This is a genomic window from Pseudomonas morbosilactucae (assembly GCF_023241665.1).
Taxonomy (GTDB): Bacteria; Pseudomonadota; Gammaproteobacteria; order Pseudomonadales; family Pseudomonadaceae; genus Aquipseudomonas; species Aquipseudomonas morbosilactucae.
The window spans coordinates 19,993-41,756 of the sequence record NZ_JALQCX010000010.1 but is presented as its reverse complement, the minus strand read 5'-3'; the positions used below and the strand labels follow the sequence as shown (position 1 = coordinate 41,756).

14 protein-coding genes and 2 pseudogenes are annotated in these 21,764 nt (G+C 65.2%); 5 read left to right on the top strand and 11 right to left on the bottom strand.

The features are described from left to right. The first annotated feature begins 3 nt into the window (after window positions 1-3). Both M1B35_RS05950 and paaZ read left to right on the top strand, forming a co-directional pair. Window positions 4-1,248, top strand: coding sequence for an OprD family porin (locus tag M1B35_RS05950; protein ID WP_268261466.1), 1,245 nt, complete (start codon window positions 4-6; stop codon window positions 1,246-1,248). A 55-nt stretch (window positions 1,249-1,303) separates the two neighbouring features. Next, window positions 1,304-3,357 (top strand): annotated as a pseudogene (gene paaZ, locus M1B35_RS05945) (phenylacetic acid degradation bifunctional protein PaaZ). Window positions 3,358-3,397: 40 nt separating this feature from the next. Here the strand turns inward: paaZ and M1B35_RS05940 are convergent. The 10 genes from M1B35_RS05940 to M1B35_RS05895 form a co-directional block, all read right to left on the bottom strand. Continuing rightward, complete coding sequence (locus M1B35_RS05940) at window positions 3,398-5,101, bottom strand: AMP-binding protein (protein WP_268261465.1); 1,704 nt, start codon at window positions 5,099-5,101, stop codon at window positions 3,398-3,400. Window positions 5,102-5,120: 19 nt separating this feature from the next. Then, complete coding sequence (locus M1B35_RS05935) at window positions 5,121-6,419, bottom strand: acetyl-CoA C-acetyltransferase (protein WP_268261464.1); 1,299 nt, start codon at window positions 6,417-6,419, stop codon at window positions 5,121-5,123. Then, window positions 6,419-7,309 carry a MaoC family dehydratase gene (locus tag M1B35_RS05930; protein ID WP_268261463.1) on the bottom strand — a complete coding sequence of 297 codons (891 nt, stop codon included), beginning with the start codon at window positions 7,307-7,309 and terminating at the stop codon, window positions 6,419-6,421. The genes M1B35_RS05935 and M1B35_RS05930 overlap by 1 nt, the downstream gene beginning before the upstream one ends. A gap of 3 nt (window positions 7,310-7,312) precedes the next feature. Beyond that, complete coding sequence (locus M1B35_RS05925) at window positions 7,313-8,656, bottom strand: 3-oxoacyl-ACP reductase (RefSeq protein ID WP_268261462.1); 1,344 nt, start codon at window positions 8,654-8,656, stop codon at window positions 7,313-7,315. A gap of 30 nt (window positions 8,657-8,686) precedes the next feature. Beyond that, the gene (locus M1B35_RS05920) at window positions 8,687-11,239 is read right to left on the bottom strand and encodes an acyl-CoA dehydrogenase (RefSeq protein ID WP_268261461.1); all 2,553 of its coding nucleotides are present in this window, start codon (window positions 11,237-11,239) and stop codon (window positions 8,687-8,689) included. 234 nt (window positions 11,240-11,473) lie between these two features. Beyond that, on the bottom strand, window positions 11,474-12,910 hold the full coding sequence (locus M1B35_RS05915) for an outer membrane protein transport protein (protein ID WP_123332810.1): 1,437 nt from the start codon (window positions 12,908-12,910) through the stop codon (window positions 11,474-11,476). Window positions 12,911-13,032: 122 nt separating this feature from the next. Then, window positions 13,033-13,524 (bottom strand): alkane oxidation protein activator PraB, encoded by a 492-nt coding sequence (praB, locus tag M1B35_RS05910; RefSeq protein ID WP_123332808.1) that lies wholly within the window; start codon window positions 13,522-13,524, stop codon window positions 13,033-13,035. Between the two features lie 188 nt (window positions 13,525-13,712). Further along, window positions 13,713-14,204, bottom strand: coding sequence for an alkane oxidation protein activator PraA (gene praA / locus M1B35_RS05905; protein WP_123332806.1), 492 nt, complete (start codon window positions 14,202-14,204; stop codon window positions 13,713-13,715). 78 nt (window positions 14,205-14,282) lie between these two features. Further along, window positions 14,283-15,560, bottom strand: a complete 1,278-nt coding sequence (locus M1B35_RS05900; RefSeq protein ID WP_268261460.1) for an alkane 1-monooxygenase — start codon at window positions 15,558-15,560, stop codon at window positions 14,283-14,285. 293 nt (window positions 15,561-15,853) lie between these two features. Then, window positions 15,854-16,840 carry an alpha/beta fold hydrolase gene (locus tag M1B35_RS05895; RefSeq protein WP_259740420.1) on the bottom strand — a complete coding sequence of 329 codons (987 nt, stop codon included), beginning with the start codon at window positions 16,838-16,840 and terminating at the stop codon, window positions 15,854-15,856. 268 nt (window positions 16,841-17,108) lie between these two features. Here M1B35_RS05895 and M1B35_RS05890 point away from each other — a divergent pair, with 268 nt between their 5' ends. The 3 genes and pseudogenes from M1B35_RS05890 to M1B35_RS05880 all read left to right on the top strand — a co-directional run bounded on the left by M1B35_RS05890 (window position 17,109) and on the right by M1B35_RS05880 (window position 20,435). Next, complete coding sequence (locus M1B35_RS05890; protein WP_268261459.1) at window positions 17,109-18,680, top strand: flavin-containing monooxygenase; 1,572 nt, start codon at window positions 17,109-17,111, stop codon at window positions 18,678-18,680. Then, window positions 18,667-19,559 (top strand): annotated as a pseudogene (locus M1B35_RS05885) (SDR family NAD(P)-dependent oxidoreductase). The gene M1B35_RS05890 and the pseudogene M1B35_RS05885 overlap by 14 nt, the downstream one beginning before the upstream one ends. A 33-nt stretch (window positions 19,560-19,592) precedes the next feature. Next, window positions 19,593-20,435 carry a metal-dependent hydrolase gene (locus tag M1B35_RS05880; RefSeq protein ID WP_123332797.1) on the top strand — a complete coding sequence of 281 codons (843 nt, stop codon included), beginning with the start codon at window positions 19,593-19,595 and terminating at the stop codon, window positions 20,433-20,435. 39 nt (window positions 20,436-20,474) lie between these two features. On the opposite strand, the gene M1B35_RS05875 is transcribed toward M1B35_RS05880, so the two are convergent. Next, a complete protein-coding gene (locus M1B35_RS05875) occupies window positions 20,475-21,677 on the bottom strand; it encodes an MFS transporter (protein ID WP_268261458.1) in 1,203 nt (400 codons plus the stop codon). Window positions 21,678-21,764 lie beyond the last annotated feature (87 nt).

The window sequence follows — 21,764 nt, the reverse complement described above, 5'->3', positions numbered from 1 at the left end:
ACAATGAGCCCGACCACCTGTAAAACACTGCTTTCGCTGCTCACCGCCTCCGGCCTGCCGTTGCTGGCCGGCAGTGCCCAGGCCGACTTCATCAGCGACAGCAGCGCGCGCTTGGAACTGCGCAACCACTACCTCAATCGCGATTTTCGCCAAGACAACGCCCCCCAGTCCAAGGCCGAAGAATGGGCCCAGGGCTTTACCGCCCGCCTCACTTCCGGCTTCACCGATGGCACCCTGGGCTTCGGCCTGGACGCCCTCGGCGAACTGGGCCTCAAGCTCGACTCCAGCCCGGACCGGCGCGGCACCGGCCTGCTGCCCTACGGCCCCAACAGCCATGAGCCGGCGGACGAATTCAGCGAACTGGGCCTGACCGGCAAAGTCCGCCTCGGCAAGAGCGTGCTCAAGCTCGGCACCCTGCAACCCCTGCTGCCGGTGGCCACCTACAACGACACCCGCCTGCTGGGCTCGACCTTCCAGGGCGGCCTGCTGACCAGCCAGGACATCAGCGGCCTGACCGTGAACGCCGGGCGCCTGACCGAGGCCAACCTGCGGGACTCCTCCAGCAATGACGACATCGGCTACGGCGCCGCCCGCAGCGATCACTTCGACTTCGCCGGTGGCAGCTACGCCTTCACCCCGCAACTGAGCCTGAGCTACTACTACGGCAAGCTCGACCAGATCTATCGCCAACAATTTGTCGGCCTGGTGCACACCCAGCCCCTGGGCAACGGCTTCAGCCTGCGCAGCGACCTGCGTTACTTCGACAGCCGGGGCGACGGCGCCGAACGCGCCGGGCGCATCGACAACCGCAACTTCAACAGCCTGTTCACCCTGGCCCACGGCGCCCACAAAGTCAGCGCCACCTGGCAACAACTGTCAGGCGACAGCGCCTTTCCATTCCTCAACGGCGGCGACCCGTACGTGGTCAACCTGGTGACCTACAACACCTACACCCGCACCGACGAAGACTCCTGGCAACTGCGTTACGACTACGACTTCGCCGCCCAGGGCGTTCCCGGCCTGACCTTCATGACCCGCTACACCGACGGCCGCCACGTCAAGGCCGGCACCGTGGACAACGGCCGCGAACGGGAACGCGACACCGACATCACCTACGTGATCCAGAGCGGCGTGTTCAAGGACGTGAGCATCCGCTGGCGCAACCTGACCTTCCGTTCCGGCAACGGTTTGAACACCGCGATTGACGAAAACCGCCTGATCCTCGGCTACACCCTGGCCCTTTGGTAACCCTCGACCGGCGTCGCCTGTCGGGCGGCGCGCCCTTATTTTCCGGAGTACCCCGATGACCCAAGCCCCTACCCTGCAAAGCTTTATCGCCGGCCGCTGGATCGGCCAACACGGTGCCCAGGTCCTGCGCAGCGCCATTGACGGCCATGCATTGGCCCGCACCCACGAAGAGCGCCCGGACTTCGCCGAAGCCGTCGAGCATGGCCGGCGCCAGGGCGTCGCAGCGCTGATGGCCCTGGACTTCCAGCAACGGGCCCAGCGCCTCAAGGCCCTGGCCCTGTACCTGAGCGAACGCAAGGAACAGCTCTACGCCCTGTCCCACCACAGCGGCGCGACCCGGGCTGACAGTTGGATCGACATCGAAGGCGGCAACAGCACCCTGTTCACCTACGCCAGCCTGGGCTCCCGGGAATTGCCGTCGGGCAATATCGTCCACGAAGGCCCGGCACTGCCCCTGAGCAAAGCCGGCAGCTTCGCCGGCACCCATATCCTGGTGCCCCGGGGCGGCCTGGCGGTGCACATCAACGCCTTCAACTTCCCGATCTGGGGCATGTTGGAAAAGTTCGCCCCCAGCTTCCTCGCTGGCATGCCGTGCATCGTCAAGCCGGCCAGCGCCACCAGCTACCTGACCGAAGCCGTGGTGCGCCTGATGGATGAGTCGGGCCTGCTGCCGGCCGGCAGCCTGCAACTGGTGATCGGCAGCACCGGCGACCTGCTGGATCGCCTGCAAGGCCAGGACGTGGTGACCTTTACCGGCTCCGCCGACACCGCCGCCAAACTGCGGGTCAACCCCAACCTGATCCGCAACTCGGTGCCGTTCAACGCCGAGGCCGATTCGCTGAACTGCGCGATCCTGGCCCCGGACGTGACCCCGGACGACGAAGAGTTCGAGCTGTTCATCAAGGAAGTGGCCCGGGAAATGACGGTCAAGGCCGGGCAGAAATGCACCGCGATCCGCCGCGCCATCGTCCCCGCCCAGCACATCGACACCGTGGCCGAACGCCTGCGTGCGCGCCTGGCCAAGGTGGTGGTGGGCGACCCATCGATTGAAGGCGTGCGCATGGGCCCCCTGGCGTCCCACGAGCAACAGCGCGACGTTGCCGAGCGCCTGGAAAGCCTGCTGCACAGCAGTGACTTGCTGCTGGGGGCGCGGGACGGTTTCGAACCCCGTGGTGAGCATGTCGACCAGGGCGCCTTCTTCGCCCCGACCCTGCTCCTCGCCCGTGATCCCCATGCCGAGGGCGGTGCCCACGACATCGAGGCGTTTGGCCCGGTCAGCACCCTGATGGCTTACCGCGACCTGGACGAAGCCCTGGCCCTGGCCGCCCGCGGCAAAGGCAGCCTGGTGGCGAGCCTGGTGACCAAGGACCCACGGATTGCCGCCCGCGCCATCCCGCAAGCGGCGGCCTGGCACGGGCGCTTGCTGGTGCTGGACCGCGAGTGCGCCGCCGAATCCACCGGCCACGGCTCGCCCCTGCCGCAACTGAAACACGGCGCCCGGGCCGCGCCGGCGGCGGCGAAGAGCTGGGCGGCCTGCGGGCGGTCAAGCACTACCTGCAACGGGCCGCGGTCCAGGGCTCGCCAAGCATGCTGGCGGCGGTGACCGGGGAATACGTACGCGGCGCCCAGGTGATTGAAACCGAGGTCCACCCGTTCCGTCGGCACTTCCAGGACCTGCAGATCGGCGAGTCCCTGCTGACCCATCGGCGCACCGTGACCGAGGCCGACCTGGTGAACTTCGGCTGCCTGTCCGGCGACCACTTCTACATGCACTTCGACGAGATTGCCGCCAAGGAGTCGCAATTCGGCAAGCGCATCGCTCACGGTTACTTTGTGCTGTCGGCAGCGGCCGGGCTGTTCGTCTCCCCGGCGCCAGGCCCGGTGCTGGCCAACTACGGCCTGGACACCCTGCGCTTTATCAACCCGGTGGGCATCGGCGACACCATCCAGGCGCGCCTGACCTGCAAGCGCAAGATCGACCAGGGCAAAAAGAGCCCACAAGGGGTTCCCCAGGGCGTGGTGGCCTGGGACGTGGAAGTCAGCAACCAATTGGGCGAGCTGGTGGCCAGCTACGACATCCTGACCCTGGTGGTGAAACGCCCCGAGTGACCGCAACACGCCGCCGGCACGGGCCGGCGGCGGCATCGGTTCAACGCAGGGCGCGGCGCAGGACCTTGCCCACGGTGGTCTTGGGCAGCTCTTCGCTGCGGAATTCCACGTAGCGCGGCACCTTGTAGCCCGTGAGGTATTCACGGCAGTGGGCCAGCAGTTGCTCCTGGGTCAGCGAGGGGTCTTTGCGCACCACGAAAATCTTCACTTTCTCGCCGCTGACCCCATCTTCCACGCCAATCGCCGCCACTTCGGCCACGCCAGGGTGCAAGGCCACCACGTCTTCGATCTCGTTCGGGTACACGTTGAAACCCGAGACCAAGATCATGTCTTTCTTGCGGTCCACCAAGCGAATGAAACCCTGTTCGTTCATGACCCCAATATCCCCGGTGGAGAGCCAACCGTGGCGGTCCAGCACTTGCGCCGTCTCATCCGGCCGCTGCCAGTAGCCTTTCATTACCTGGGGCCCGCGCACCTGCAACTCCCCTTCCTCCCCCAACTCGGCCAGCTCGCCGTCCTCACGCACAAAGCGCACCCAGGTCGAAGGCAGCGGCACACCGATGGTGCCAGTGAAGTCCGTGTCCCGCAGGCGGGAAATGTCGATCGGGCTGATGCTCACCACCGGTGAGCATTCAGTCAGGCCATAACCCTCGACGATCGGCAACCCGGTCACCTCCTTCCAGCGTCGGGCCACCGCCGTGTGGGTGGCCATGCCGCCAGCGATGGCCAGTTTCAGGTCGGAAAAATCCCGGTTACGAAACGCCTCGTTCTCCAGCAAGCCGTTGAACAGGGTGTTGACCCCGACAATGCCGCTGAATTTTTCCTTGCGCAGGATCATCTGCACCCGCTTCACGTCCCGGGGGTTGGCGATCAGGATGTTGCGTCCGCCCAGGCACATAAACATCAGGCAGTTCACCGTCAGCGACAGCACGTGGTACAGCGGCAACAAGGTGACGTTGGTTTCCTGCCGGTTCTCGTCCAGTTGATCGCCGACCCAGGCCTTGGCCTGCATCAGGTTGGCGAGGATGTTGCGGTGGGTGAGCATGGCGCCCTTGGCGTCGCCGGTGGTGCCGCCGGTGTATTGCAGGAAGGCGATGTCGTCGTGTTTCAACTCGACCTGGCGGTACTCCAGCACCCCGGCCTGCTTGAGCATCGCCGGAAAACGAATGGCCCCAGGCAGTTTGAAACGCGGCACCTGTTTCTGCACATGGCGCAGCACAAAATTCAGCGCCGTGCCCTTGAAGGGCCCCAGCAGGTCACCAATGGCCGCCACCACGATGTTCTTCAGGGCGCTGCCGGGCAGTGCCTGTTCCAGGGTGTGGGCGAAGTTCTCGAAGATCACCACGGTCTGCGCGCCGCTGTCCTTGAGCAGGTGCCGCAGTTCGTGGGCGGTGTACAGCGGGTTGACGTTGACCACCACCGCGCCGATCAACAGGGTGCCGAACAGGCAGATCGGGTATTGCAAGCAGTTGGGCATCATCAACGCCACCCGGTCGCCCTTCTTCACCCCTTTGGATTGCAGCCAGGCCGCGAACGCGAAGGCCCGGCTCTGCCACTGGTCGTAGCCCATCTCGGTGCCAATGCTGACGTAAGCCACGCGCTGGCGGTACTTGTCCACGTGTTCGAGAAACACCTCGCGCAGCGACGGATAACGATCGATATCGGCTTCAATATCCGTGGGCACGCCGGCCCGGTAGGCCTTCAGCCAGATGCGCTCAGCGGGGTGCAGGCTCACGACACTCATGGCAGTCTCCTTGTGGTTTTTATTTTTCGACAATGGCGGTGATGCCCAGCCCGCCGGCTGCACAGACTGAAATCAGCCCGCGCCCGCCGCCACGCTCATGGATCGCCTTGGCCAGGCTTGCGAGCAAACGCCCACCGGTGGCAGCAAACGGGTGCCCACAGCCCAGGGAGCCGCCGTTGACGTTGAGTTTGTCGCGGTCGAGGCTGCCCAGCGCGCCCTCCAGGCCCAGGCGCTCGCGGCAGTAATCGGGGTCTTCCCAGGCCTTGAGGGTGCACAGCACCTGGGCGGCAAAGGCTTCGTGGATCTCGTAGAAATCAAAATCCTTGAGGCCCAGGCCTTCCCGGGCAAGCATCCGTGGCACCGCATAGGCCGGGGCCATCAACAGCCCTTCGCTGCCATCGACAAAGTTCACTGCGGCGGTTTCCCCGGTGCGCAGGTACGCCAGCACCGGCAACTGGTGGGCCGCTGCCCACTCTTCGCTGGCCAGCAGCACCACCGAGGCACCATCGGTGAGCGGCGTCGAATTGCCGGCGGTCAGGGTGCCGTGCTGGCGGTCGTAGGCCGGACCCAGGCCAGCGAGTTTTTCCAGGCTGGCATCGGCGCGCAGATTGTTGTCGCGACTGAGGCCGCGATAGGGGCTGATCAGGTCGTCGAAAAACCCGCGCCGGTAAGCCGCGTCCAGGCGACGATGGCTATTGAGGGCCAACTCGTCCTGGGCCAGGCGCTTGATCTGCCAGCGCTGGGCCATGGCTTCGCAGTGCTCGCCCATGGACAGGCCGGTGCGCGGTTCGCCATTGCGCGGCAACAGGGGTTTGAACAACATCCCCGGGCGCACCTTGAGCAGGCTGCGCAGCTTGTTGCCGGTGCCCTTGGCGCGGTTGGCCTGGAGCAAGGCGCGACGCAGGCCCTCGTTGATGCCGATGGGCGCGTCGGAGGTGGTATCGGCCCCGCCGGCAATCCCGACGTCGATCTGCCCCAGGGCGATCTTGTTGGCCACCAGCAGCGCCGCCTCAAGCCCGGTGCCGCAAGCCTGCTGCACATCGTAGGCTGGGGTCTGCGGCGACAGGGTGGTGGACAGCAGGCTTTCCCGGGCCAGGTTGAAATCCCGGGAATGTTTGATCACCGCCCCCGCGGCAAACTCCCCCAGGCGCTGGCCCGACAGGCCGAAACGGTCCACCAGGCCTTGCAGCGCCGCCACCAGCAGGTCCTGGTTGCTGTCATGGGCGTACTGGGTATTGGAACGGGCAAACGGAATCCGGTTGCCGCCCAGGATCGCCACCCGACGCACCGGCGCCGGATTGAAGCTGTACTCGGTCATCAGCGAGCTCCCCAGATCAATAAGCCGCGCATATGGGGTTGGTCCCCGGTGTGGTTGCGCACTTCAAATTCATGGCGCGGGCCGTCGGGCAAGCGGTTCCACAAGGTCACGGCTGCCGGCAGGAAAATCGGCAGCTTGAACTCGCACTCCAGCTCGGCCGCCGCCAAGGGATGGGGCGGTTGCTGGGCCGCCAGGGCCCGGCCCAGGGTCCACATGCCGTGGGCGATTGGTCGGCGGAAACCGAACAAACGCGCACCGAGCCACGAGGTGTGGATCGGGTTGAAGTCGCCACTGACTTGGGCAAAACGTCGCCCCAAATCGCTGCCCAGGCTCCAGCGCTGCGTGCGCACCAACGTCTGCTCGTCCATCGGCAGCGAGCCTTGCCACGGCTCACCGATGGGCTGGCTCACGCCACGGCGCAAATACAGGCTGGCGCTTTCCCAGACCAGGCTGCCGCCGCTGTGGGCCCGGGTGGCAATCGACAGGGCCTGGCCCTTGGGGTGGGCCAGCCAACGTTCGGCGCACACTTCCAGGCGCAGGGCCTGGCCCTCTTCCAAGCGTTGGTACTGGCGGATGCGATTGGCCAAATGGACCATGCCGCTGGCCGGATAGGGAAAGCTGCGCCGGGTGAGCAGCAACAGGTGCAGGGGGAATGCCAAAACGTGGGGAAAGGCCAGCGGCACCCCGTGTTCCCGGCGAAAACCGCAAGCCTGGGCGTAACGGGCGATCTCCCCGGCCTGCAATTCCACCGCAGGGCGCACCAGGCGCTCCGTCGGCAGCGTGGGCGGTGCGTCCGGCGCGGGTTTGCGCAGGCTGCGAATACCGTCGTAGAGCAATTGGCCACGGGACGGTGGCGGCTCGATGATGCGAATCGAAGCATCGGCAGTCATGGTTCAGGCTCCCAGCAGGCTTTGCCCGCAGACGCGGACCACCTGCCCGTTGATGCCACCGGAGGCCGGGTGGGCCAGCCAGGCGATGGTGTGTGCAACGTCCACCGCCTGCCCGCCCTGGGACAAGGAATTCATGCGGCGCCCGGCCTCACGAATCATCAGCGGGATCTTCGCGGTCATCTGGGTCTCGATAAAGCCCGGGGCCACGCCGTTGACCGTGATCTGCTGGCGCGCCGCCAAGGGCGCGAGGCTCTGCACCAGGCCGATGACCCCGGCCTTGGACGTGGCGTAGTTGCTTTGCCCAAGGTTGCCGGCAATCCCGGAAATCGACGAGACGCAGACAATCCGCCCCCCCGGGTTCAGGCCCTGGCCCTCCAGCAGCGCCTGGCTCAGCAGCAACGGCGCTTCCAGGTTGACCGCCATGACCTGGCGCCAAGCGGCTTCGCTCATTTTCGCCAAGGTCTTGTCCTGGGTGATGCCGGCGTTGTGCACCACGATATCGAAGGCACCGTGCTCACCGACGAACGCCAGCAACCGTTGCCCGGCGTCGGCCGCGGTGATGTCCAGGCTGAAAGCACTGCCGCCCACAGAGGCGGCGGCCTGCTCCAGGGCCTGGGCGTTCTGCGGAATATCCAGGCACACCACCTGGGCGCCGTCCCGGGCCAGGACCTGGGCAATTGCCAGGCCGATGCCCCGGCAGGCGCCGGTGACCAGGGCTCGGCGCCCCGTCAGCGGCTGCTGCCAGCGCAGGTCTTTAGGCACATCCACCGATTCAGCGATGCGCACCACCTGGCCCGAGACGTAGGCCGAACGGGGCGACAGAAAGAAGCGCAGGCTGCTGTCCAGCTCGGTCTCGGCACCGGGCTCGACGTAAATCAGCTGCACGGTGATGGCCCGCCGCAGCTCCTTGCCCAGGGAACGCACAAACCCTTCCAGGGCCCGCTGCACCACCGCCTGGGCCAAGGCCGGGCAGTGTTCGGGCGCGGTGCCCAAGACCAGCACCCGACTGTGTTGGCCCAAGCGCCGCACATTGGCGTGGAAAAACCGGTACAGCTCATCCAGTTGGGCAATGTCCGCCAGGCCCGTGGCGTCAAACACCAAGCCCTGGGCCTTGACCGTGGACGGCGCCTCGATGCTCGCCGGTTGGGCCGCCACCGTGTCGGTGGCGGCGAAGATGCGTTGCAGTTCCCCCAGCAGCCGGCCCTGGGGCCCGGCCCCGAGAATCACCGGATTGACCAGGGCGCCCTGCCCGCCACGTTGCAGGGGCAAGGGTTGGGGCAAGCCGACCCCATGGGCCAGGCGACGGCCCCAGGGGGAATTGACGAAGGCAAGATAAGCGTCAGACATAGACAGTTCCCGATGGCAAACACACTGAGGTCAATAGGCCGGATCGCTGGCCACGGCGGTGTCCGCCGAATGGGTGGCACGCCGCCGGCCGCTGTTTTTGCCCGCCTGCTCGATGTGGGCCTGACGTTGTTGCAGGGCCTCCAGCAGCCCGAAGTCCTGGGGAAAGTCGTCGACCTGGATCGCATGATCGGCGTATTCGACGTAACGCCCCAGCAACTGGTCCTCTTCGTGGCTGATCAACTGCTGTTCCAGGGCCTGGGTGCGCCAGGCGGCGAAGGCCGTGCGGGAGATCGGCAACGCTGCCAGCAAGCCCTGCCTGATCGCCGGTTTCAGCCGGGCTTCGATCAGCTCCACCTGGGGCTGCAGGCCAAACGCCAGTTCGCCGTAGGCCAGCTTGTCGATGTGCGGCTGCGGGATGTAGGAATCCCCCAGCAGCCGGTCGCGGCTGGCGCCCGGGGTCTGTACCAGGTCGGCGACCTCGGCCAGCAACCGGTCGGAAGGTTTACGCAAGGCGATACCCAGTGGAAAGCTGAGGCCACGAAGGACCCGCGCGGCGAGCGTCGAGGGGTAGTTGTCGAGCACTTCGGCCAGGGCCTCATGGGCCCGCAGCAAGGCGTCCTGGGCCGACCAGTGGACCAGGGGCAAGTCGGCCTGAGGCCGGCCGTCATCCTCGAAACGCTTGAGCACGCACGACAGGATGTACAACTGGGACAGGATGTCCCCCAGGCGCCCGGTGATGCTTTCCTTGCGCTTGAGGGCGCCGCCCAATACCCCCATGGACACGTCCGAAACCAGGGCCAGCACCACCGACAGCCGATTGATCTGGCGGTAGTAAGGGGCCAGGGCCTTGTCGGTATTGGCCGGGGCCTTGAGCAGGCGGCCGCCGGTCAGCCCGTGCACCGTGGCGCGCACGCTGTTGGCCAGGAAGAAGCTGATATGGCCGAACATGGCCCTGTCGAACGCCTCCAGGCCTTTGCGGCCAGTGTCCCGGGCGGCTTCCATTTCGCGGAACACATAAGGATGGCAACGGATCAGCCCCTGGCCGTAGATGATCAGGCAGCGGGTCATGATGTTCGCGCCTTCCACGGTGATGGCGATCGGGCTCTGCTGGTAGGCCCGGGCCAGGAAGTTGTTGGGCCCCATGCAGATGCCCTTGCCGGCAACGATGTCCATGCCGTCATTGACGATGGCCCGGGCCCGTTCGGTGACGTGGTACTTGGCGATGGCCGAAATCACCGAGGGTTTTTCCCCGGCATCCAGGGACGCCACCGAAACCTTGCGCACCGCATCGCAGGTGTAAAGGTGCCCGGCCATGCGCGCCAGGGGGGCCTGCACGCCTTCGAACTTGCCGATGGGCAGGCCGAACTGCTTGCGCATCGCCGCGTAGGCACTGGTGCCCCGCACCGCGACCTTGCCCAGGCCGACGTTGGCCGACGGCAGGGAAATCGCCCGCCCGGCCGCCAGGCATTCCATCAGCATGCGCCAACCATTGCCCACCTGCTCGGCACCGCCAATCACCCATTCCAGGGGGATGAACACGTCCTTGCCGGTGGTCGGGCCGTTCTGGAACACCGCGTTCAACGGCCAGTGCCGGCGCCCGCTCTGAACCCCAGGATGGCTGGTGGGGATCAACGCACAGGTAATGCCCAGGCTGCCCTTGTTACCGCCCAGCAGGCCGTCCGGATCCTCGGCGCGAAAGGCCAGGCCCAGCACCGTGGCAATAGGGCCCAAGGTGATGTAGCGCTTATCCCAGGTGACGCTGAAACCCAAGACTTCACGGCCTTCATGCAGCCCCTTGCAGACCACCCCAACATCGGGAATGGCCCCGGCGTCGGAACCGGCATAAGGGCTGGTCAGGGCGAAACAGGGAATGTCTTCGCCCCGGGCCAGGCGCGGCAGGTAATGCTCGCGCTGGGCTTCGGTGCCGTAGTGCAGCAGCAACTCGGCCGGGCCCAGGGAGTTGGGGACCATCACCGAGATCGCCGCCGCCGAGCAGCGGGTGGACAGCTTCATCACCACTTGGGAGTGGGCGTAATGGGAGAAACCTTTGCCGCCGTATTGCTTGGGAATGATCATCCCCAGGAAACCGGCGTCCTTGGTGAATTGCCAGGCCTTGGGCGACAGGTCCTGCCAGATCTGCGTGGTTTCCCAGTCGTTGGCCATGTCGCAAAGCTGTTCCACCTCCTGCTCGAGAAAGGCTTGCTCCTCGGCGCTGAGGCTGGCCGGTGCCGCCTGCAACAAGCGCGACCAGCGCGGCGTGCCGCTGAACAGCTCGGCGTCCCACCACACGCTGCCGGACTCGATGGCCGCCCGCTCGGTGTCGGACATGGCCGGCATGATCTGCCGGAACAGCGCCAGGGCCCGGGCGCTGAGCAAGGCCCGGCGTAGGGGCTTGATACTCAGCAGCGTCGCCGGCAACAGCACCAGCACCGCCGCCAGGGCCAGCCCCACCGGGCCCAAAAGACCAAACACATGACCCAGGGCCGTCCAGCCCAGGCCCACGCCAAGCCACAAGGCCGCCGGGGCCTGCCGATACGCCAGCACCAGGGCCGCCGCGAGTCCCATCAATAACCAAAGCATCATGCAATACCTCTCTTGTGACGCCGAAGATCAGCACCGGGACCCTGGGCATCATGCCGGTCCTCGATCACCACCCTACAAGCCCGAATGAATGCTTCAAATTTTATTTTCAAATATTTATTTAATTGCAGGGCAAAATTTTTTGCCCTGCCTTGTTCCTTTTTCCTCGCCCGACGCACCGGCTGCCGGACGGCAATGCAGGCACCCTGCACCACCGCCAGGCCGATGCCCGCTGGGTCAGAAGTGATAGGTCGCCGAGAGGCTGACCACCTCGCCCTTCGCATCGACCTTGCCATCCAGGCTGGAGCCGCCGAGACGGTCCTGGTTCTGGGTTTTCAACTTGGCTTCCTTGACGAACTGCCGCGAGTAGGCGCCATCGATGGTCAGGCCAGGCACTGCGCGCAGGTCGTAACCAAAGCCGATAGAGGTGAACAGCCGATCGTTGTCCGGGATCCGCGGGTCACGGGTGGAGTCGCGGGTCGGGGTCTTGTCCAGGGCCAGGCCGGCACGCAGGGTCAGGTTGTCGGTGAAGCGATAGTCGCCGCCCACCGAATACATCATCGAATCCTTGTAGTTGTAAGGGATGGCGACAATGGTGTTGCCGTCGGACTTGAGGGTCAGGTCCTTGAACGACGACCACTGGGTCCAGGTAGCGCTGACCCCCAGGGTGAAACGGTCATTGAACACATGCACCCAGTCCAGGCCGGCGGTGGCAGGAATGTCCAGCTGGGTGGTGGCGTTGGCGCCGTCCGGAAACAGCTTCAGGCCCGGGTACGCCAGCTCCACCAGGGTCTCGCCGTTGGGCCCGACCTGCTGGGTCATCATGCTGCGGCCCAGGGCGTCGGCGTAGATGTTGTACTTGCCCTCCATCTTGTTCTTGATCTTGGCGTGGTAGCTCAGGCCCAGGGTGTCGCGTTCGGTGGGTTTCCAGGCGATCCCGGTGAACCAGCCGACCGAGGTGTTATCCACCTTCACCCGCATCAGGTTGGCGCCGTATCCCGAAGGGGCACCGGGCAGCACCGACATGCCCGCCGCACCGGTCAGGTTGAGGTTCTGGCTGACGAAGCCCTTGCTATTCTGGATGATCACACCGCCACCGATGGCGAACTGGTCATTGACTTTGAACGACAGTGAACCGGTCAGGCCGACGGTTTCGATCTTGGTGTCCACGGCAAAGTCACGCCCCTTCCAGTCCTGATCCCAGGTACTGCGCATGCCCTGGGGCACCACCTGGCTGAGGCCGAAGGCAAAGCGATCATTGATCGGCATCACCAGGAAGCCGGTGGGCAGCCAGGCAGTGAAACCACCCTCGCCGCCATCACCGTTGAGTTGAGTGGCCGGCCCGCTGGGCAAACCGTCGGGGCCGATCGGCGTCTGCGAAGCCGGGTTGCCCTGGTAATCGGTGGCCGTGCCTTTGTACTTGAGCTTGATGCGCGCGTAATCCACGGTCATCTGCGCCACGTTCTGGTCGATAAAGGCCATGGCCGCAGGGTTGTTGTACGCAGCGCTGGGGTCATTCTTGAACAGCGAGCCGCCGCCAAACGCGCGGCCCCAGCCCGGGGCACCGTAGGTGGGCGTGGAAAAGCCGCCCGCCTGCACCGATCCCGTGCCGATCAAACCACCGATCAAAACCATGCCGAGCAACGCGGGTATGGGTTGTTTCTTATTGTTCATGCCCCACTCCTTATTATTATCGGGGCCGTTCGGTGACCACCGAACGGTCTTTCTGCAACAGGCGCCCCTGCCGGGACGCCTGTTTTTCAGCGCGTGATCAACAGGCTGAATTCACAACACGATCAGGGTGTAACGGTGAAGGCCGGGCTGGGCTTGACGCTCAGCGCGGTAATTTTGCAACTGCCCACGGTCTGCGCGGACGGCACACTCAGGGTGTTGGCCGAGTTGCTCCAGGACGCATTGATGGTGGTCGGGGTGCTGCTGCAATTGGAAACGATCTTGAAACTGACCCCCGACACCGTGCCGGTGGTGGCGCTGGTGGCGGTCAGGGTCCAAGGCAGGTTCTGCAACACCGGCACACCGCACAGGGCGTTGCTGCCGCTGACCGTGGCACCGGTGATCGAGGCGTTGCTGCCATCGGCGGCGACGGTGCCGGTAAAGGTGATGTTGCAATTGACCGGAACGCCGAACGACGCCGGCGACGACACCGAGATGGTGCCCGGCGCCGAAAACGCGGTGCCGGCCGGGGCAATGGTCGCGGCGTTGGCCAGGGAGGCCGCGCCGAGGCAGAGGGCGAAGGAAGCTACAGAAGCGAAAGTCTTGATGCTTTGCATTGTTGTTTTCCTCAAGATTCGGCAACCGACAGTTGCCAGGGGGTTATCAGCCTTGCCAGCGAATCGATGACCTCATCGGTGCTCCAGCTCGACCGAATTCAGGGCTGGAGAGCGCCCGGGCATCAGCGTCCCGTCACCGCGGATACGACGTTGCATCGGCTTCCCTCCATGGAAAAAGTGACGTCAGATCAGGGCACCACGCGAAAGCTCGGTGGCATCTGGATCGATACGGTCTTGATGGTGCAGCCACCCGCCAGGGCGACTTGGGACGCCTGCAGCTTGCCGGTGCTGTTGTTCCAACTGCCCTCGGCAGTCGTCGGCCCGCAATCGCCCCCCACCAGGGGCGCGTTCACCGTGACCTGGATGCCCGACATGGCGCCGCTGCTTTCGTTGGTGGCCACCAGCTTCCAGGGCAGATGGGTGGCTTCGACCTGGCCGCATTTGAAGCCGCCGCTGAAGCCCACCTTGTCGACGCTGGCAAAGCTGCCGTCGGGGCTGACCTTGCCGCTGAGTTCGATGGTGCAATCGGCGTTGATGATGCTTTTGGCAAAGCTGATCGGGCCCTTGGCGGTGAACTCGGTGTTGGCCGGCTCGATCGTCGCAGCCTGGGCGAAGTCAGCCGCCAGGCCGCCAATCAGGGCGGCGGTGAGCACTACCGCGAACTTGCTGGAAATGGACATCGTTGACTTCCTTGCAGGTGCTTATTGTTGTTGTGGGTCAACCGGCCGTGGCCGTCGTGCCTGGAAACCAGTGTTGTTTCAGTGGCCGTCGCCGGCGCCGTAACGCTTGAGCAAAGCGGCGCGTTGCGACGGTTGCAGATTGGCCAGGCGCACATCACCGGCGTAATGCGCCAGCACCCGATGGTCCATCAGCCGCCGCCAGAGGAATGGCACGTAGGCCCAGACGATCATGCTGGCGTAGCCATAAGGCAGTTGTGGCGACTCGTCGAAATGGCGCAGGGCCTGGTAGCTGCGGGTCGGGTAAGCGTGGTGATCGGAGTGACGCTGCAACTGGAACAGGAAGATGTTGGTGACGATCCGGTTGCTGTTCCAGGAGTGGCGCGGCGAGCAGCGTTCATAACGGCCATTGGGCAGCTTCTGGCGCAACAGGCCGTAGTGCTCGACGTAGTTCACCACCTCCAGCAGGGAGAAACCGTAGATGCCCTGGATCAGCAGGAAGGGAATCACCGCCACCCCCAGCCAGAGAATCAGCGCGCCCCACAGCACCACACTGAACATCCAGGCGCCGAGCACGCTGTTCTTCCAATGCAGGGTCGGCAGGCCGAGTTTGTGCAGGCGCTCGCGCTCCAGGTGCCAGGCCGAGCGCAGACTGAACCAGGTGGAACGCGGCAGGAAACGCCAGAAGCTCTCCCCCAGGCGCGAACTGGCGGGGTCTTCCGGGGTGGCCACGCGCACGTGGTGCCCACGGTTGTGCTCGACAAAGAAGTGCCCGTAGAAGGTGGGCGCCAGGGCCAGCTTGGCGAGGAATTGCTCCAGCGGCCGTGGTTTGTGCCCCAGCTCGTGGGCGATGTTGATGGCGATGCCGGTGGCCGCGCCGGTGGACATGGCCATGCCCAGGTAAGTGAAGGGGCCGACCTGGCCGTGATGCTGCGCCTGTTCGGTAAAGAACACGGCCACTTGGCCCAGGCTGCCGTGCAGGGAGCCTTGTTCGACCAGTCGCAGCAGGCCGCCACCGATCAGCCAGTCAACGCCGCTGACCGCCATCCACGCAGTGACCACCATGGACACACAGGCCAGCACCGCACAGCTGTAGACGATCCAGCGGTAATAGGTCTGTTTTTCCAGGTCGGGCACCACGGTTTCCGGTGGGTTGCTGGTGTCTTCGCCGAGCAGGCCGTCAATCAGCGGGATCAGTCCGAAGATCACCACCACCCCGCTCCACCAGAGCGCCGGAATGCCAACGCTGAGGGCGAACAGCCCGGCGAGAATCGGGGTAATCATGGGGAGGGTGCCGAGCCACCACAGATGGCGCTTGCCGTCGGCCCAGGTGCTGGGTACTGCCACAGAAACGCTCATGGCAGCCTCCGCAAAATCACGGTGCCGGCCAGCGCTTCGAGGCGGTGGGCAGGGTCAGAAACAGCAGAACAAGCAGGTAAGTCAAAAGGCGTTATTTTCATTATTTTAATCGCTCAATTGCACTTTCAAAAAAAACATTCAAAACATTTTTTTAAATAAATAGCTCGCTTTCGTTAGCTCGTCAACTATTTTTCTTGGGGTTTTGAATGTCACCGATGAAGCGGTTTTGCTGGGTGTTGCCGGGTGTGCCAGGGCCGTCGGCAACGGCCATGAAGCGGCCGTTGCAGGCCGCCCTAGCAGGCCTTGGACGCCGCGAACGGCGGGTACAACAGGGTCGCACTGGGTTGCGGCCGAGCCTCGGCGGCGATGCGCTGCACCATTGCCACCACCGGTTCCACGGCGGTGATCGGCAACATGTGCCCGCGCCCTGCCAGCACCTCCAGGATCAGTCCCGGCACCTTGCCGGCCATGGCCTGCCCGTGCTTGCGGTAGTCGAGCACTCGATCCTCGGCGCCATAGATCAACCCCACCGGCAGCTTGAGGCCGGGGTAGTGCTTGACCAAGTCGGGCAAGGTGCGATTGACCAGGGCGATCTCCGTGGAGGCCGCATAAAAGTTGTTCGGACGCATGCCCAGCAGCCCGCCGCCACGCTCGGCAAAATCCGCTGGTGGCGGGTCCGGGGCGAACACCTGCCGGACCGCCTGGTGCCGGCTGAGCATGCCCAGGGGCGTAGCCAGGGTCAGGGCCACCCAGCGCCTTAAAAAGCCGGGGCGCACCGCCAATGACAGAAACACCAGGGGCAGCATGCGCTGGGGATGGGTCAGCGGCGCCACCAGCACCAGGCCGGACAGCGACTGCGGATGCTCCACCGCCAGGGTCAGGGCCACCGCGCCGCCCAGGGAGTGCCCGAGCACCAGCGGCTGGCCCAGATCCAGGGTGCGGATCAACTGGGCGATCAAGCGGGCCTGGGCCGGCAAGTCAGCGGCAGCGCCCCGAGCCCGGGTGGAATAACCGGAGCCCGGACGGTCCAGGGTGATCACCCGGAACTGCTCGCGCAGCGCGGGCGCCAGGGAGTGGGTCAAGTTGCGGCTGCTGCCCATCAACCCGTGAATCATCACCAGGGCCGGGCCCTTGCCTTCATCCACATAGTGGATGCGCTCGCCGCCCACCTCGATAAAGCGGCCGTTGATCGGCACCGCCTGTTCAATCCGCCGGGTCAGGCGAAAACTCACTAACCCCAGGGCCAGCGAGCCCACCAGCAACCCTCCCATCACCACCATCCATTGCATATCGCTGCCCTCCCCATCCCTGCGCCACCTTCCCGGATCGGGATTGATCCCGGTTGCGGCGAGCCGTCCTGCCGGTGTGCCGCGAGCCCCGTTCGTCGTCTTGCGGGCCTTGGGTGGCACTGAGTGCTGGCGTGGATGACTGTTTCAGGTAATTTATTTAAATAATTTTTTAAAACATATTTTTAAATTGTGCAATCCTGAATATTCACTCACTGACCAACGTCATCCACCCGCGTCACCCCCAATCGAGGTACACACCATGAATGCGTACTCGCCGCCCGGACCGCAGGACAGCATCGACATCGCCATCATTGGCGCCGGTTTCGCCGGGCTGTGCATGGCCATCCAGCTCAAGCAGGCCGGGCTCCAGGATTTTTTCGTCGCGGAACAGGCCGACGCCCTCGGCGGCACCTGGCGCGACAACCATTACCCGGGCTGCGCCTGCGATGTGCAGTCCCACGTGTATTCGTTTTCCTTTGCGCCCAACCCGAACTGGAGCCGCCAGTTCGCGCCCCAGGCGGAAATCCGTGCCTACCTGGAAGACTGCGCACAGCGTTTTGCCCTCGGGCCCTTCCTGCATTTCGGCATGGGCCTGGAGCAGGCGCGCTTCGATGAAGCCAGCCAACGCTGGCAACTGAGTTTCAGCAATGGCCGGCAGGTGTCTGCCCGGGTGCTGGTGTCAGGCATGGGCGGCCTGTCGCGCCCGGCCATCCCGGCACTGCCGGGGCTTGAGCGCTTCACCGGCAAGCGCTTCCACTCCCAGCACTGGGACCACGATTACCCCCTGCAAGGCAAACGCGTGGCGGTGATCGGCACTGGCGCCAGCGCCATTCAGTTCGTGCCGCAGATCGCCGAACAGGTGGCCCACCTCGACCTGTTCCAGCGCACGCCGCCGTGGATTCTGCCCAAACCCGACCGGCCGGTGAGCCGGGTCGAGCGCTGGTTGTTCAAGCACCTGCCGCTGACCCAGAAGCTGGCGCGCTCGGCCCTTTACTGGGCCCTGGAAAGCCGGGTCATTGCCTTCGCCCACCGGCCGCAATGGATGAAGCTGGTGCAACGGGTTGCCCTGCGCCATCTGCATCGGCAAGTGCCGGACCCGGCCTTGCGCCGCACCCTGACCCCCGACTACACCATCGGCTGCAAACGCATCCTGATCTCCAACGACTATTACCCGGCCCTGGCTCGCCCTCAGGTGCAGGTGGTTAGCGAGGCCATCCTGCGCATAGAAGCCGACGCCGTGGTCACCGTCGACGGGCGTCGGCACCCCACCGATTGCCTGATCTTCGGCACCGGTTTCCAGGCCACCGAGCCCCTGCCCCGCGGTCTGCTGCTGGGGCGTAACGGTTGCGACCTGCACGACGCCTGGGCCCAGGGCGCACACGCCTACCTGGGTACTTGCCTGCCGGGCTTTCCCAACCTGTTCATGATCATCGGCCCCAACACCGGCCTGGGGCACAACTCGATGATCCTGATGATCGAGGCCCAGGTGGACTACATCCTCAAGGCCCTGGAACAGATGCGCCGCCACGACCTCGGCAGCCTGGAGGTCAAGACCCGGGTCGAGCGCGACTACAACCTCCAGTTGCAACGACGCCTCGACGGCGCCATCTGGTCCACCGGCGGCTGCCGCAGTTGGTACCTGGACCCGCGCAGCGGCAAGAACACCACCCTGTGGCCCGGCTCCACCTGGAGCTTTCGCCGCCAGACCCGACGTTTCGACTTGCAGGACTACCTGGGCGCCCGCTCCAACTCCAGCGTTAACGCCCCGCCGGTTGCCGCTGCAACGCCCTCCCTGACACCGCACGAGGCCGCCACCGATGAACAGCTTTAACGGAAAAGTCGCGGCCATCACCGGCGCCGCCTCCGGCATGGGCCGGGCCCTGGCCATCGCCCTGGCGCGTGAAGGCTGCCACCTGGCCCTGGCCGACAAGAACCTCCAGGGCCTGCAACAGACCGTGGCGCTGGCCCAGGCCGCCACCCTGCTGCCGCTGCGTATCACCTCTAGGGAACTGGACGTCGGCGACCGCGAGGCGGTGTTCGACTGGGCCGCCGCCACGGCGGACGAGCACGGCCAGGTCAACCTGATTTTCAACAACGCCGGAGTGGCCCTGTCGAGCACAGTCGAAGGCACCAGCCTGGCCGACCTGGAATGGATCGTCGACGTGAATTTCTGGGGGGTGGTGCACGGTACCCAAGCCTTCCTGCCGTACCTCAAACTGAGCGGCGACGGCCATGTGATCAACACCTCCAGTGTGTTCGGGCTGTTCTCCCAACCGGGCATGAGCGCCTACAACGCCACCAAATTCGCCGTGCGCGGCTACACCGAATCCCTGCGCCAGGAACTCGACTTGCTGGGGGTCGGTGTGTCCGCCACCTGCGTTCACCCCGGCGGCATTCGCACCGACATCGCCCGCACCAGCCGCATCGACGACAACCTCAAAGGCTTGCTGATCGACAGCGAGCAGCAGGCCCGCGAGGACTTCGAAAAGCTCTTTATCACCTCGGCCGAACAAGCGGCAAGGTGATCCTGCATGGCGTGCGCAAGAACAAGCGCCGGGTGCTGATCGGCCGCGACGCCCACGCCCTGGACCTGTTCGTGCGCCTGCTGCCCAGCGTCTACCAGGCCCTGGTGGTGTTCGCCACGCGCCGCCTGCGGGCGCACAAAAACAAGGCCCCGGTGTACCAGGCCAACAACGAACGCGGCCTGTGAGCCTGCAACCGACTGCTTAGAGGAGCGCCAGCCATGCTGCCCATCCGCCGAGACATCCGCCCCGACCTGCCTGCCGAGCGCATCTGCGACTGGCACGAACAAGGCCGCCACGTCAGCCACTTCTTCAATGCCCTGTCCCTGCTGTTTCCCGCCGGCGAGCTGTTCTTCATGGACAGCGTGCGGCACTACCGCGACCGGGTTGACGACCCGCAGTTGAAAAAACAGATCCAGGGGTTTATCGGCCAGGAGGCCATGCACAGCCGCGAGCACCTGCGCTACAACGACCTGCTGCAAGCGGCCGGGCTGCCGGCGCACCTGCTGCACCGACGCCTGAGCGCGATCCTCGAGTTCCAGAAAAAACACTTCCCGCCGGCCTTCAACCTGGCCATTACCGTGGCCTTGGAGCACTACACCGCGATCCTCGCCGACCTGCTGCTGCGCGACCCCAGCCGTTTCGGCGACTCGGTGGCCGGCTACCGGCAGATGTGGAGGTGGCATGCCCTGGAGGAAACCGAACACAAAGCCGTGTCCTACGACGTCTGGAACGCCGTGCTCAAGCCCGGGCCCAAGCGCTACCTGATCCGCACCTCAAGCATGCTGTTCACCAGCCTGATGTTCTGGCTGGTGGTGTTCGACTTCCATGTGCGCCTGCTGATCGCCGACCGCAAGCACGGCGGCCATCTGCGCGGCCTGTGGCGGGTGGTCAAATACCTCTACGGCCGGCGCGGCGTGTTCCCGAACATCGCCCTGCCCTGGTTACAGTTCTTCAAGCCGGGTTTTCACCCCTGGGACCACGACAACCGCGAACTGCTGCAGGGCATCGATGGCCTGGTCGACGCCATCGCCCTGAGCAAGGCCGGCGCCCGCGGCCAATAGCCGTCGGTGCTGGCCCCCAGTGCTGAACAGCGTGGCGTATCAGCCGCAGTTTGCCAGGCGCTGCCCGGGCTTGAAGGCGTGGCTGCTGGCGACCCACACCGTGGCCAGGCCGACCATTGCCAAGGCGGCCATGGCCCAGGGGAAGGCCTGGGCGCCGGCACTGCTCAACAACAGGCCGCCCACCAGGCCGCCGCCGGCAATCGCCAGGTTGAAGATGGTCACCAGCATCGACTGCGCGACATCCGCGCCCTCACCCGCAGCGTCGGCCACGGCGGTCTGCAGCAGGGTCGGCGCGCCACCGAAAGTCAGGCCCCAGGCAGCCACCCCGACATAGATCACCAGTGGCTGGCCAGCACCGATGCCCAGCACCAACGCCGCCAAAGCAAAGGCCGCCAGGCTGCACAGGGTCAGCCCCCGCAGCCAGCGGTCGACCAGCAGGCCGGTGAACCAGATGCCGACAATCGACGCCAGGCCGAACAGCAACAGCACCAGGTCCAGACGCTCGCCCAGCCCCACCGTGGCCAGGAACGGCGCGATGTAGGTGTACAAAATGTTGTGGGCGAGAATCCAGACAAAGATCACCAGCAGCGCCGCAGGAATGCCCCGGGTCAGGAAGATTCGCGCTACCGGTTGGCGCTGGTCCGCTGTCTGGCCAGCATAATCCGGCACCCCGAAGCGCACCCAGAACAACAACAGCGCCGCCAGCGCCGACATGATCCAGAAGATGCTGCGCCACTCGATCAAGCTGCCCAACCACGCGCCCAGCGGCACCCCCAGGCACAGCGCCAAGGGCTGGCCCACCCCGACCACCGCCAGGGCCCGGCCTTGCAGGTGCTCCGGCACCATGCGCCGGGCATAGCCGGCCAACAGGCCCCAGATCAACCCGGCCGCCATGCCGGCAACAAAACGTGCGGCCAGGGTCAGCGGGAGCGAGGTCGACAGTGCGGTCAGGCTGTTGAACACCAGCAAACCAGCGATGGCCAGCAACAGCAACGGCCTTCTGCGCCAACTGCGAGTGGCGGCCACCAGCGGAATCGCCGCCGCCACCGATCCCAGGGCGTACAGGCTGATCAACTGCCCGGCCATGGCCTGGGAGATACCCAGACCCTGGCTGATCTGGGGCAACAGGCCGGCGGGCAGGGTCTCGGTCATGATGGTCATGAAGCCGGCCACGGTGAACGCCAGCAAACGCCAGATCGGCAAGCGGTCCTTGGGGGTGGGGTTGGGTATCGAATCAGGCATCGAAAACACTCCTTCTCTTGGGTGATAAAAGGCCACTCGCCAGGCTCGATGAGCACCAGCAATGGGCTTTTGATTACTGGAATGAAC

What these genes read in the sequence shown, in the direction of transcription:
- M1B35_RS05950 (WP_268261466.1), top strand. Translation starts at nt 4, where the DNA reads ATGAGCCCGACCACCTGTAAAACACTGCTTTCGCTGCTCACCGCCTCC.
- M1B35_RS05940 (WP_268261465.1), bottom strand. Translation starts at nt 5,101, where the DNA reads ATGAGTGTCGTGAGCCTGCACCCCGCTGAGCGCATCTGGCTGAAGGCC.
- M1B35_RS05935 (WP_268261464.1), bottom strand. Translation starts at nt 6,419, where the DNA reads ATGACCGAGTACAGCTTCAATCCGGCGCCGGTGCGTCGGGTGGCGATC.
- M1B35_RS05930 (WP_268261463.1), bottom strand. Translation starts at nt 7,309, where the DNA reads ATGACTGCCGATGCTTCGATTCGCATCATCGAGCCGCCACCGTCCCGT.
- M1B35_RS05925 (WP_268261462.1), bottom strand. Translation starts at nt 8,656, where the DNA reads ATGTCTGACGCTTATCTTGCCTTCGTCAATTCCCCCTGGGGCCGTCGC.
- M1B35_RS05920 (WP_268261461.1), bottom strand. Translation starts at nt 11,239, where the DNA reads ATGATGCTTTGGTTATTGATGGGACTCGCGGCGGCCCTGGTGCTGGCG.
- M1B35_RS05915 (WP_123332810.1), bottom strand. Translation starts at nt 12,910, where the DNA reads ATGAACAATAAGAAACAACCCATACCCGCGTTGCTCGGCATGGTTTTG.
- praB (WP_123332808.1), bottom strand. Translation starts at nt 13,524, where the DNA reads ATGCAAAGCATCAAGACTTTCGCTTCTGTAGCTTCCTTCGCCCTCTGC.
- praA (WP_123332806.1), bottom strand. Translation starts at nt 14,204, where the DNA reads ATGTCCATTTCCAGCAAGTTCGCGGTAGTGCTCACCGCCGCCCTGATT.
- M1B35_RS05900 (WP_268261460.1), bottom strand. Translation starts at nt 15,560, where the DNA reads ATGAGCGTTTCTGTGGCAGTACCCAGCACCTGGGCCGACGGCAAGCGC.
- M1B35_RS05895 (WP_259740420.1), bottom strand. Translation starts at nt 16,840, where the DNA reads ATGGTGGTGATGGGAGGGTTGCTGGTGGGCTCGCTGGCCCTGGGGTTA.
- M1B35_RS05890 (WP_268261459.1), top strand. Translation starts at nt 17,109, where the DNA reads ATGAATGCGTACTCGCCGCCCGGACCGCAGGACAGCATCGACATCGCC.
- M1B35_RS05880 (WP_123332797.1), top strand. Translation starts at nt 19,593, where the DNA reads ATGCTGCCCATCCGCCGAGACATCCGCCCCGACCTGCCTGCCGAGCGC.
- M1B35_RS05875 (WP_268261458.1), bottom strand. Translation starts at nt 21,677, where the DNA reads ATGCCTGATTCGATACCCAACCCCACCCCCAAGGACCGCTTGCCGATC.